Origin of the sequence: Streptomyces sennicomposti (genome assembly GCF_019890635.1) — a bacterium.
Taxonomy (GTDB): Bacteria; Actinomycetota; Actinomycetes; order Streptomycetales; family Streptomycetaceae; genus Streptomyces; species Streptomyces sennicomposti.
Genome location: NZ_JAIOAB010000075.1, coordinates 1 through 12,129 on the forward strand (window position 1 = coordinate 1; position 12,129 = coordinate 12,129).

Annotated in this window: 9 protein-coding genes, 1 tRNA gene, 1 pseudogene and 1 riboswitch; of the genes and pseudogenes, 10 read left to right on the plus strand and 1 reads right to left on the minus strand. The window is 71.4% G+C overall.

Going from position 1 to position 12,129, the window contains the following annotated elements; genetic code table 11:
* Together K7787_RS28355 and K7787_RS28360 are read left to right on the plus strand one after the other, a co-directional pair.
* On the plus strand, positions 1–2,441 hold a 2,441-nt coding region (locus tag K7787_RS28355; RefSeq protein ID WP_223003398.1), incomplete at its 5' end, for a PQQ-binding-like beta-propeller repeat protein.
* 673 nt (positions 2,442–3,114) lie between these two features.
* Positions 3,115–3,417, plus strand: a complete 303-nt coding sequence (locus K7787_RS28360) for a hypothetical protein (RefSeq protein WP_223003399.1) — start codon at positions 3,115–3,117, stop codon at positions 3,415–3,417.
* 93 nt (positions 3,418–3,510) lie between these two features.
* Here K7787_RS28360 and K7787_RS28365 read toward each other — a convergent pair.
* A pseudogene (locus K7787_RS28365) lies at positions 3,511–3,612 on the minus strand (LysE family translocator); the annotation flags it as partial.
* Positions 3,613–3,730: 118 nt separating this feature from the next.
* Between K7787_RS28365 and K7787_RS28370 the strand changes: the two are divergent.
* The 8 genes from K7787_RS28370 (at position 3,731) to K7787_RS28405 (ending at position 12,075) form a co-directional block, all read left to right on the plus strand.
* Positions 3,731–4,237 carry a SigE family RNA polymerase sigma factor gene (locus tag K7787_RS28370; protein WP_043261020.1) on the plus strand — a complete coding sequence of 169 codons (507 nt, stop codon included), beginning with the start codon at positions 3,731–3,733 and terminating at the stop codon, positions 4,235–4,237.
* A gap of 23 nt (positions 4,238–4,260) precedes the next feature.
* Positions 4,261–4,896 (plus strand): hypothetical protein, encoded by a 636-nt coding sequence (locus tag K7787_RS28375; RefSeq protein WP_223003400.1) that lies wholly within the window; start codon positions 4,261–4,263, stop codon positions 4,894–4,896.
* A gap of 199 nt (positions 4,897–5,095) precedes the next feature.
* Positions 5,096–6,304 carry a dolichyl-phosphate beta-glucosyltransferase gene (locus tag K7787_RS28380; RefSeq protein ID WP_223003406.1) on the plus strand — a complete coding sequence of 403 codons (1,209 nt, stop codon included), beginning with the start codon at positions 5,096–5,098 and terminating at the stop codon, positions 6,302–6,304.
* A complete protein-coding gene (locus K7787_RS28385) occupies positions 6,301–7,689 on the plus strand; it encodes a putative hexosyltransferase (protein WP_247721366.1) in 1,389 nt (462 codons plus the stop codon). The genes K7787_RS28380 and K7787_RS28385 overlap by 4 nt, the downstream gene beginning before the upstream one ends.
* 279 nt (positions 7,690–7,968) lie before the next feature.
* Positions 7,969–9,213, plus strand: coding sequence for a dihydrofolate reductase family protein (locus K7787_RS28390; RefSeq protein WP_223003401.1), 1,245 nt, complete (start codon positions 7,969–7,971; stop codon positions 9,211–9,213).
* Positions 9,214–9,260: 47 nt separating this feature from the next.
* A tRNA-Met gene (locus K7787_RS28395) sits at positions 9,261–9,334 on the plus strand.
* A gap of 453 nt (positions 9,335–9,787) precedes the next feature.
* Positions 9,788–9,945: riboswitch (cyclic di-AMP (ydaO/yuaA leader) on the plus strand.
* 11 nt (positions 9,946–9,956) lie between these two features.
* Entirely contained in the window at positions 9,957–11,024 is a 1,068-nt protein-coding gene (locus K7787_RS28400; RefSeq protein ID WP_009189418.1) for a M23 family metallopeptidase, read from the plus strand.
* Between the two features lie 106 nt (positions 11,025–11,130).
* A complete protein-coding gene (locus tag K7787_RS28405; protein WP_009189417.1) occupies positions 11,131–12,075 on the plus strand; it encodes an aldo/keto reductase in 945 nt (314 codons plus the stop codon).
* Positions 12,076–12,129: the final 54 nt, after the last annotated feature.

Sequence of the window (12,129 nt, forward strand, 5' to 3'; positions counted from 1 at the left end):
TGCGGGGGCGCACGGCAGTGGTCTTTCTCGTTCAAACCAGCCGAGTTGAAGCGCCGGAGATCACCGAAAAGATGCTTAGCGATCTTGTCCAACTACAGCAACCCCGTGTCACTGTGCTTCCTGACCTGTCAACCGCAAGTTGGCACGACAGTGACACCCGCACAGCGCTCAACACCGAGGCGATGAGCGCGGCCATCGGCCTACCCCTGCTGCTCGGACTGTTGGCTCTCCTACGTGATCCCGCCAGCTGGCGTCGGCTTCGATCGTTCTTCAGTCGCCCCCTGAAAGACGGCGTCTTTCGTGTCGACCGACTCGTGAACATACGGCTGGCGAGCAGTACAGCAGCGGTCCTTGTACGGTTCTGCGTGTACGCCTGGGCTGTACGTCTGACCGAGACGCTCTACATGGGCGTCTGGGCCACAGTGGCTTTCGCGGTCACCGCGGTGGTGGGCGTCCTGGTCGTTGAGAGGCTGCTCCACAGACGGCATGCCGACCGCTGGAGACCGGCTGTCTTCAAGGGGTACGGACGCATCCTGGCTGCCCTTGGCTCTTTCTTCACTGCAGTGATCGCTGGCGGTGGAGTGCTCTTGGTCGTGTTGGGTTCAGACCTACAAGCAATGGGAGTCAGCCCCGGGTCATCGGACTACGTGGCCACTGGCCTCGGGGCTCTCATCAGAGTGATTGGCGTTGTGGTCGTACTGTTCGCGTTGGTGCCCTTCATTCTGGTGCGGCGTTTGGGAATGCGGTACTTGCGTCAGCATGTCGAGCAGGATCAGCGTCGACCAACCCTCATGTTGCGGTCCTTCGCCGATGACCGCCGTACCCTCCGGGCCCGCCGGTTGGACCGTGCATCAGTAGTCGAGCGGCTCTTTATGCGCCGTTTCGAGCGCTTCGAAGAAGTCGCAGCTTCCGCGCTAGCAGTGCACGGCCCGGTTGAAACGCTCAGCCAGGTGGGCGAGAAGTTGCCACCACCCCTAGGAGCGGCCCGACGCAGTTTCTCGATGGATGACTGGAAAGAAGGGGTTCGCGGACTGATCGGTCGATCACAGCTCATCTGCGTAACTGTCGGCCGCTCAAAGTCCCTACTGTGGGAGATCGACCAGATCAGAACAGCTGGTGCCCTGGGACGGACCATCTTCCTGCTACCACCGACACGCCGCCGCGAACAGCGTCTACGGCTAGCGGTACTCGGCCACGCGCTGGGCATCGAGTGGAGCGAACTCGATCGGGCGCGCGCCGGCACAGAGGTGCTGGCAGTCACCCTTCCCTTCGGATCTCCGGTGATCGTCGTCGGACGTGCGCCGAACGACGTGAGCTACGAAGCAGCTGTAGAGATCGCTGCGCTGGCCGTGACCGGCATGAAACCAGCATTGTCAGCTGATGTCCACGAAACCGTTGGCGAATATCTCGCACATGCACGGCGAGCCGGAAGTGAAGGCGGGCAGCTTTCCACCCGTGCTACGCAGCCAGCCCCCCCGGTATTGATCCACGAGCCTGGGGAGGCTCCCGTCTTCCGCCCGTGGTGGCGCCGGTGGTGGCGTGTATGGCCATGGGTCGCCGCAAGCGTTATTCCCGCGGTCTTCGCGCTGGCCTTCGGTACTTCTCGTGACAACGACTCGGATACGGTGAGGTACAACTTCCCAGTCACAGGCCTCACGCAGGATGAGGTGTCAAACACCGACTATGCCGTGGTCGGCGGCCACTTCCTATCGCGGCTGGACTTGGGTCAGCACACTGGCCGCACGGTCGCGCGCGTCAACGACTACATGGACCAGGTCATCGTCCGAGGCGCTGCCGCGTACTACCTATCTGTGGAGTCGGGCCGCATAGGACGAGTCGATCTGCGTACGGGACACACCTTGTGGACGCAGTCCGCTGGTGGCGGTGCTCGCTCCTTCGTCTTGGCCAACGACCGAGTAGTGGTCGCGTCACCCGCTGTCGACCGAGTCGACGCGCTCGCTGTGAAGGACGGTCAAAGGTTGGCAAGGCGGTCCGTCGCAGGTGCTCCGTACGGCATCGCCAAAGCTGGGGGGCGCATCTTCGTCAGCCTCGCTCAACGCGACCAGGTGGTTGAACTAGCTGGGGATGACCTACGCCCAGCAGCCCTCCTAAAAGTCCCCCGAGGTCCGCTTCAGTTGACCACCCGAGGCGAGCAGGTGTGGGTGCGCTCGGCATTGGGCCACGTTCTCCAGATTGCTTGGCCGCAAGCCGGCGGCACAGATGTCGCAAATAGGCTTCTGCTGAGCGACCAGAATGCCCGTGTCTCGGGAAATGGTGCATGGTTGGCGGTGCAGGGAATGGAACGGGTGACGGTACTACAGCCGAACGGGAATCTGCGGCGGATTCCCATGCCAGACCCTTCCTTCCTCGCCATGCTCGTCCAACGCGATGGATCGGTAGTCGTGGCGTATGATTCGGGCCGTGTAACTCGACTTCGTTGAACGACGCTAAATCAGCCGCTGGGTTTCGACGGCCGCCAGGGCACGTTCCCCCACTACAGGCAATACAGGGTTCTTCGACCTGCCTGGAAGATGAGCGTTGCTCCTCGGGCGCTGCGGCATTCCTGCGGGCAGCTCTTATGTGTGCGCGATGCGTGATCGGACAGACCGGGACACGTATCACTAGCGGAATCGAGCACCAAGGTGCGTAATGCTGACCAGGCAGACGGCGCCACGCGGCATCCTTGAGCAACCCCAGCAAGGATCCAATCCCACTTCTAAAGCGGGTTTCACAGGGATCGAAACCTGCCGTTGATACACCCAGCGCCCGGTGGAGAAGGCCACTCGAAGGGGGGAGCGGCAGGTATATGGGAACCCTGTGAGGCGGCAGGAGCGAATGCTCTGGTCAGCGGCATGTTCTGCGTGAGCAGACGGTGCGGCACAACCTGGGCGCGGCGGATCGGCACTCACGGCGCACATGCTCTGACCAGGTAGTTCCGGACATCGAACCACAGTCTGGAAACACCCGTCATGCCATGGCCAGGAATTTTGAATCCGTTGGTTGTGGGTTCGAGTCCCACAGGGCCTACCGGACCCCTCGGGGTCGGAACCCCTGCCGGCCTGGGCCGACGGGGGTTCCGTCGTCTCCGGGGGCGGCCTCTGCTTGGATCGGGCCATGACTGGGGTCGCGGCTTCGCGCGAAGGGCGGGAGACGGCGGAACTCGCCGTCTGGTTCGGCGGGGCCTCCCTGGGGTGCTGGCTGTGCTGCCCGTTCTGGGCGCTGGTCGCCTTCGTCGCGCTGCCGCTGGCCCTCGCCGGGCTGGTGCGCGCCCGTGTCGAACACCGGGCGGCGCGGGAGGTCCGGGCGAGCAGAGCACGCGCCCTGACGGGAGGCGCGCTGTCCCTGCTGGGCGCGGCGGCGGCGATCGCCTATCTGGTCTTCCTGGCCACGCACCCGGGCCTCCCCGTCCAGGAGTGACGGAGCCGACGCACCGGTCGCCCCGAACGGCGAGGCCGTGCGGGGCGGGAGAGCGCGGGCGCGTCAGTTCGGGGTCGTGGCGACCTTCACGCCGAGCAGCCCCGCCGTGATGCCGCCGCCCACCGTCCGCAGCCCGTCGCGCCGCCCCGAGGCGATCGCCCGCTTCGTCACCACGGCCAGGTCCGGGCCGGGGACCCTCGCCGAAAGCCGAGAGCCCCAGAGTGAGGCGAGTCACACGGTCTGAGTGCATAGAACCGCGCGTACCACCGTCTTCCCCTGGGTGCAGGCAATCGGAGAGAGCGGGGGCGGCGGGATGCAGCAGGGTGGGGCGGGTGAGTTCGACGCGTTCGTGGCAGCCCGCTGGTCGGCGTTGCTCCATCTCGCCCGGCTGCTCACCGGCGGCGACCGGCACCGGGCGGAGGATCTCGTGCAGGAGTCCCTGGTCAAGCTGTGGTTCAAGTGGCCGAGGATCGCCCACGAGGCTCCGGAGGCGTATGTGCGCCGGGTGATGGCACGGGCCGCCGCGCGTTCGGCCCTGCGCCGCTGGTGGGGTGAGCGTCCCGTCGAGCAGCTGCCCGAGACTCCGGCGGCGGGCGATGTGTCCGCGACCGTCGCGGAACGCTCGCGCATCGAGGCCGCGCTGGCTCAACTCCCCGCGCGCCAGCGGGCGGTGGTGGTGCTGCGCTACTACCAGGACCTCTCCGAGCGGCAGGTCGCGGAGGCGCTGGGCTGCCCGGTGGGCACGGCCCGGTCGCACGCCGCGCGCGGAGTGGCCCGCCTGCGGCAGCTCCTGACCGACGTCAACGAGCCGGTGGGGTGAGGAAGACGCCCAGGGACGAGCGCATGGACGACCACATGGACGACCACATGGATCACCTGGACCGCTTCGGGCACGTCGAGCGGCGGGAGCAGTTCGAGCAGCGGCTCGTCGTGCTGATGCGCGACAGCGAGCAGTACGCCCCCTTCGAGCCGCGGCATCGGGACCGCCTCCGGGCCGGTGTCCGGGCCCGGCACAGGGCGCGGGCGGCGCGCCGTGCCGCCGGCTCCGCCCTGGCGGTCGCCGGACTCGGCCTCGGCGTGGCGCTGTTGCTGCCCGGCCGGCACGTGCACGGAGAACCCGGTGCGCCCGCCGTCCCCCGGCCCGCGTCGGTGCCGTCGGCCTCGGTCCTGCCCTCGACCTCGCCGTCGTACCCGCCCGCCACGGCGTCCGCGCCGCCGGACACCGCCGCCGCGCCGGGCACGTCCGCGAGCGGCCGGGCCACCTCGGATCCGCTGACCGCCCCACCGCCGTCGACCTCGCTCCCGGCCACCGGTCCGGTGACCCACAGCCCACCGGATCCGGGGACGACCCGTACCGAGCCACCGCCGTCCCCCACCGAGACCTCCCGCGCAGGTACGTCCCGCACAGGTACGTCCCGCACAGAGACGTCCCGCACAGAGACGTCCCTCGCCGGGCCGACCGGCCGATCCGCCCGCTGAGCAGGAGTGAACCACCGTGACAGAGACCGGCCTCGACTCCGCGCCGGGCACCGGCCGTACGCCCCGCCCGCCCATACCGGCACACCGCCCGAAGCCCGTGCCCGGCCCCGGGTCCGTACCCGTGCCCGACCCCGAGTCCGTACCCGGCCCGGAGTCCATACCCGAGTCCGCGCCCGGCCCGGAGTCCATACCCGAGCCCGTGCCCGGCCCCGAGTCCATACCCGAGCCCGTGCCCGGCCCCGAGTCCGTATCCGGCGCCCAGCCCGTACTCGACGTCGTCGTACCGGTGTTCAACGAGGAGACCGATCTGGAGCCCGGCGTGCGGCGGCTCCACGCGCACCTGCGGGAGACCTTCCCCTACCCGTTCCGCATCACCGTCGCCGACAACGCCAGCACCGACGCCACGCCCCGCGTCGCCGCCCGGCTGGCCGGCGAACTCCCCGAGGTCCGGTGGCTGCGGCTGGCCGAGAAGGGGCGCGGCCGGGCGTTGCGGGCCGCCTGGTCGCGGTCGGAGGCCCCCGTGCTGGCGTATCTGGACGTGGACCTGTCCACCGAGTTGGCGGCTCTGCTGCCGCTGGTCGCCCCGCTCGTCGCCGGGCACTCCGACATCGCGATCGGCACCCGGCTCGCTCCCGGTGCGCGGGTGGTGCGCGGGGCCAAACGGGAGGTCATCTCCCGTTGCTACAACGCCGTTCTGCGCCTCGCCCTCGGCGTGGGCTTCTCCGACGCCCAGTGCGGGTTCAAGGCGGTGCGCCGCGAGGTCGCCGAGCGACTGCTGCCGCTGGTGCGGGACACGGAGTGGTTCTTCGACACCGAGCTGCTGGTGCTCGCCGAGCGGGCCGGGCTGCGCATCCACGAGGTGCCGGTGGACTGGGTGGACGACCCCGACAGCCGGGTGGACCTCCTGCCCACCGCGCTCGCCGACCTCCGCGGCATCGCCCGGATCGCCCGCCGCCCGGCCCGTACGGCGCTCGCCGCGGTCGCCGGCCCTCGTCCGACGGCCGGTCCGCCCCCGGACGGCGGCGGCGAGCCCTGGCCGGGACCGGCCGCCGTCCGCGCCCGGCGGTACGCCGCCGTCGCGGCCCTGGCCGTCCTCGCGCACCTCCTCCTGTACGCGGCGCTGCGCCCGGCCACCGGTGCGCAGAGCGCCAACGCGCTGGCCGTCCTCGTCTGCGCCCTCGCCGGACCGGCCGCGCACCGGCGGGTCACCCTGCCGACCGCGCTCCTGCTCACCGGCGGCACCCTGGCGGCCCTGCACCACACCGCGCCGTCCGCCGCCCACCGCACCGAACTCGCCGCTCTGCTCGCCGCCGACCTGGTCGTGGCGCTGCTGCGGTCCCCGTTCCTGCGCGCCCGTGCGGCGCGCGCCGGAGCCCGCCGTCGCCGCACCGGAGCCGCGGCCTCATGAACCGGGAGCACATCGAGAACGTCGAGAACGTCGAGAACGTCGAGCACAACGAGTCCGCCGAGCACGTCGAACACGTCGAGACCGCCGGGCACGTCCGGCGGAACACCGGCGGCCACCCGCACACGTACGGAACACCCGGCGCGCCCACGGCCGCCGGCGCGCCCGAGAACACTCCCGCCCTGCCCCCGCGCGCGCCCCTCCGCGCGTCCCTGCTCCACGCCGCCCGCCGCCACGGCCCCGTCCTGGCCGTCTACGGCACGCTGAAGCTGGCTGGCTTCCTGGTCTTCCTCCACCTGCTCGACTCCGCCGGCGACTACCGCACCAAGCCCGTCCGCTTCGGCGGCGGCGCCCACCCCTGGGACGTCCTGGCCACCTGGGACGGCTGGTGGTACCAGCAGATCGCCGCGCACGGCTACCACCCCGTGCTGGAGGCGATCCCCGGCGCGACCGGCCTGATCACCGTCCGGGAGAACTCGGCGGCGTTCTTCCCGCTCTACCCGGCCCTGATACGGCTGGTCTGCGAGGTCACCGGCCTGGGCACGTACGGCGCGGGGATGCTGGTCTCGATCGTCGCGTCGTTCGCCGCCGCCCTCGGGATCCACACGCTCACCGAGCGGTTCGGCGGCCGGCGGGCCGGGCTCGCCGCGGCCGGGCTGTGGGCCGTGTGGCCCGGTTCCGGCGCGGAGTGGGCGGTCTACTCCGACTCGCTCTACGTCGCCCTCGCCGTCTGGGCCTGCCACGCCGTCCTCACCCGCCGCTGGCTCACCGCCGGCGTGCTCACCTTCCTCGCCGGACTCAACCGCCCCACCGCCGCCGCGCTGATCGCCGCCCTCGCCGTGGCGGCCCTGCTCGCGCTGTACCGGCGCGAGGACGGCGGGCGCCCGCTGGCCGCGCTGGTCGTCGCCCCGCTCGGCCTGGTCGGCTACCTCGCCTGGGTGGGCCACCGCATGGGCGACTACGGCGGTTACTTCAAGCTCCAGAGCGGGGCATGGGCCCACTCGTTCGACTACGGCAAGCACACGCTGCACGTGCTCACCTCGCTGCCCGTGGGCCACTACGACTACATCTTCGCGTACCCGTTCGAGGACCTGATCGGCGTCGCGGTGGTGCTGCTGGCGGTCGCGCTGCTCGTGCTGCTGATCCGGCTGCGGCCACCGGCCGCCCTGGTCGTCTACACGGTCCTGACCATGGCCCTGGTCCTGGGCAGCCAGCAGATCTTCGGCAACGTCTCGCGCTATCTGCTTCCCGCCTTCCCCCTGTTCCTCCCGCTCGCCCTCGCGCTGCGCCGGCTCGAACCGGCGGTGCTGTACACGCTGCTCGGCATCGCGGCACTGGCCTCCGGCTCGTACGCGGGCTACGCCCTCTTCGAACTCGGCATCCCGTAGCTCCGTAGCTCCGTAGCTCCGTAGCTCCGCAGCTCCGCAGCTCCGTAGGTCCGTAGATCCGTGGACCGCAGGCAGGGCCGGTACGCGCGGGGGCGTGCGGACACGTGCGGCGGGCGGCTCCGCCAGACTGGGACCACGCGCCCCGACCACGCGCCCGCCCGACCGCCCCCTGACCGACCGGTCCTGACCGTCCGCCCCCCGACCGTCCGGCCCCGGCCGCCCGCCTCACCTCCCCACCGACCCACCGCCCCACCTCCCCGGCTCCTGGAGAACGCGTCGATGCCCCTCCCGTACGTCCTGCTGTCCGCCGCCGTCTCCCTCGACGGCTACCTGGACGACACCGGCCCCGACCGCCTCCTGCTGTCCGGCCCCGCCGACTTCGACCGGGTGGACGAGGTACGGGCGTCCGTGGACGCGATCCTGGTCGGCGCCGGCACCCTGCGCGCCGACAACCCGCGGCTGCTGGTCAACTCGCCCGAGCGGCGCGCCGCCCGCATCGCCGCCGGGCGGCCGGAGTACCCGCTGAAGGTCACGGTCAGCGCCTCCGGCGAGCTGGACCCCCGGGCGCGCTTCTGGCACACGGGCGGCGCCAAGACCGTCTACACGACCGACGCGGGCGCCGAACGCCTGCGCCGCACGGGCCTCGCCCCGGCCACCGCGCCCACGGACCAGCCGCCCCCCACGCCCCCCGCGCCCACGGACCAGCAGCCCCCCGCGCCCCCCGCACCGTCCGGTGACCCGGAGACCGGCCCCGTCCACATCGTCCCGCTCGGCCCGGAACTGGACTGGCACCGCCTGCTGCAACACCTGCACGACGTGTTCGGCGTGCGCCGGCTCATGGTCGAGGGCGGCGGCACGATCCACACGCAGCTGCTCCAGCGGCAGCTCGCCGACGAGGTGCAGCTCGTGCTCGCCCCGCTGTTCGTGGGCGACCCCGCCGCGCCCCGGCTGTTCGGGCCGGGGCCGTACCAGCGCGGGCGGCTGCGGCTGGTGGAGACCCGGGCCATCGAGGACGTGGTGCTGATGCGGTACGAGCCCACGGCGCCCGGCCCGGGCGGACGGGCCGTGCCCGCGGACCGGCACTGGCTGCGGATCGCCTGCGAGCTGGCGCTGCTGTGCCCGCCCTCGGCGACGGCGTTCAGCGTGGGCGCGGTGGTCGTCGCCGCCGACGGCACCGAGCTGGCGCGGGGCCACTCGCGGGAGGCCGGCGATCCCGTCGCGCACGCGGAGGAGGCGGCGCTGGCCAAGATCGACCCGGCGGACCCCCGGCTCCCGGGGGCCACGGTGTACAGCAGCCTGGAACCGTGCGCCCGACGCGCCTCCCGGCCGCGCCCGTGCGCCCGGCTGATTCTGGACGCCGGGGTACGGCGGGTGGTCACGGCCTGGCGGGAGCCGGACACGTTCGTCGAGGCGGCCGACGGGGCCGGGGTCCTGGCGGACGCCGGTGCGGAGGTCGTCGTCCTGCCCGAGTTCGAGGCGGCGGCCCGGGAGCCGAACCGGCACCTGGAGACGGGGCGCCGGTGAACGCGTGTGCAACCAGTCCCGAACATGGGATACACTGGTTTCACCGACGCGGGGTGGAGCAGCTCGGTAGCTCGCTGGGCTCATAACCCAGAGGTCGCAGGTTCAAATCCTGTCCCCGCTACTGAAGACTCAGGGCCGGAATCCGATCACAGGATTCCGGCCCTGAGTGTTTTCCCTCCGCGACCCTGGCCCCCAGCCGTACGCGGTCCCGGCCGTACGCAGTCCTGGCCGTACGCGGTCCCAGCCGTACGCGCTGCTCGTCGTACGCGCTCCCCGGCGCCGCACCGCGCCCGCATCTCACCCCGTACCGCCGTCACCCCACGTGAGCGGACCGTCCCCCTCCGCATAACAACTGACACACCATCACATCGCGCCGAGTGTCGACAGGGGCGAACGGGGTGACGCGCATGGCCTGATCCGGAGTCAAGTCGCCCGGCTTGCGACCCTCATGGGCGTTATGTCTTGGCCAAAAAGGTTTAACGATCAAGGCGGACGGCTTGGAATCAAACCCCCGCGTCTATTAACGTTCGATAACGCAGCGCGGTCGTCCCAGCCGTCACCAGAGGCGGCTCCGTGCGCACACGCGCCGAATCCCGTGAGGGAACCGGGGAACCACCACCTTGGGGTGAATCGCACGTCGTCCGCCGTGCCGTCACGGCCGGTCGACGCGCGTAGGAGACCTTCCCGCTCCGAACCCGTCAGCTAACCCGGTAGGCGACGCGGAAGGAAAGGAGCACGCCCGCGTGGCGTCCAACCGGCCAGCCTCCGAAGCCCCGTTCATACCGAGCCAGCGCACCGAGTCCTTCGGTTACGGCGAGCGGCGCCCCGACGAAGGCCCCTGGGAGGAGTGGAACCCCACCGAGGAGTCCCTCCGTCCCGTACGCGGCCGGCACCGCGTCGCCAAGCAGCGCGGCGGCGGGCTCGCGCGCAGCTCCACCGTCCTCGGCGTCGGTGTGATCGCCGCCGTCGGCGCGGGCGGCATGGCCAGCGCCAACACCGGCAAGCCGCCGGTCTCCATCTCCCTGCCCGACCTGCCCGCCGTGGACCACCTGCCCTCGGTCGGCTCGCTCTTCGACGACTCCGGCGAGGCCACCGCGGCCCCCGAGGGCTCGGCGACCGCGCTCAGCGACGTGGCCGAGGCCACCGCCGCGCAGACCCAGGCCGGGCGGAGCACCGCCGACGCGGGCGAGGTGCTGCGCAACCGGATCATGGCGCAGGCCGAGCAGCAGCAGGCGCAGGTCGAGGCGAAGGCCCGGGCCGCCACCGAGGCCGCCGCCGTGAAGAAGGCGCAGGCCGACGCCGCCAAGGCGAAGGAGGAGGCCGAGGCCAAGGCCGCCGCCGAGAAGAAGAAGGCGGAGGAGGAGGCGAAGCGCAAGGCCGAGGAGGCGCGGCTGGCCGAGCTGGCCAAGCAGTACACGCTGCCGACCTCGTCGTACACGATCACCTCCACCTTCGGCCAGGCCGGTTCCATGTGGTCCTCCGGCTACCACACCGGCCTCGACTTCGCCGCGCCCACCGGCACCCTGATCAAGGCCGTCCACAGCGGCACCGTCACCGAGGCCGGCTGGGCCGGCGCCTACGGCTACCGCACGATCCTCACCCTCGACGACGGCACCGAGCTGTGGTTCTGCCACCAGTCCTCGATCAGCGTCTCGGCCGGCCAGAAGGTGAGCACCGGCGAGGTCATCGGCCGGGTCGGCGCCACCGGCAACGTCACCGGCCCGCATCTGCACCTGGAGGTCCACCCGGGCGGGCAGGCCACCGGCATCGACCCGATGGCCTGGCTGCACGGCAAGGGCCTCAACCCCTGAGCCGGCCTCGCAGGGCGGCTGTGCCGGGCGCTGTTTGCGCGATCTTTGCGTCTCCGCCCGGCGGGGCACGGAATGGGCCGCTTCGCCGTGGCCGTTGATGTCGTACATGACTTCTCTCCGCAAGCTCGGCCAGTCCGACCTCGAGGTCTTCCCGCTCGCCCTCGGCGGCAACGTCTTCGGCTGGACCGCCGACCAGACCCAGTCCTTCGCCGTGCTCGACGCCTACACGGCGGCCGGCGGCAACTTCGTCGACACCGCCGACTCCTACTCCGCGTGGATCGAGGGCAACCACGGCGGCGAGTCCGAGACGATCATCGGCAAGTGGATCAAGGAGCGCGGCAACCGCTCCGACGTCGTCGTCGCCACCAAGGTCAGCCAGCACCCCGACTTCAAGGGCCTGTCCGCCGCCAACATCAGGGCCGCGGCCGACGCCTCCCTCAAGCGGCTCGGCACCGACTACATCGACCTGTACTACACCCACTTCGACCAGCCCGACGTGCCCGTCGAGGAGATCATCGGCGCCCTGGACGAGCTGGTGAAGGCGGGCAAGGTGCGGCAGATCGCCGCCTCCAACATCTCCCCCGAGCGCCTGAAGGCGTCCCTGGAGTTCTCCGAGCGCGAGGGCCTGGCCCGCTACGTCGCGCTCCAGCCGCACTACAACCTGGTCTCCCGCGACACCTACGAGGGCGAGCTGCAGGCCCTCGCCGAGCGGGCCGGTCTGGCCGCGGTGCCGTACTTCGCGCTGGCCTCCGGCTTCCTGACCGGCAAGTACCGGCCGGGCGCGACGGTGGACAGCGCGCGGGCCGAGGGCGCCGCCAAGCACCTGGCCACCGAGCGCGGCCAGAAGGTCCTCGCCGCCCTGGACGAGGTCGCCCGCGCCCATGACGCCGAGGTCGCCACGGTGGCCCTGGCCTGGCTCGCGGCACAGCCCACGGTGGTCGCCCCGATCGCCTCGGCGCGGACCGTGGAGCAGCTCCCGGCCCTGCTCGCCGTCGCCGGGCTGCGGCTGACGGACGACGAGATCGGCAGGCTGACCGAGGCCTCCGCCTGACCCGCACGGCGTCCCGGCGCCGGGCCTCGCCCCGGCGCCCAGGCCCGCGCAGGG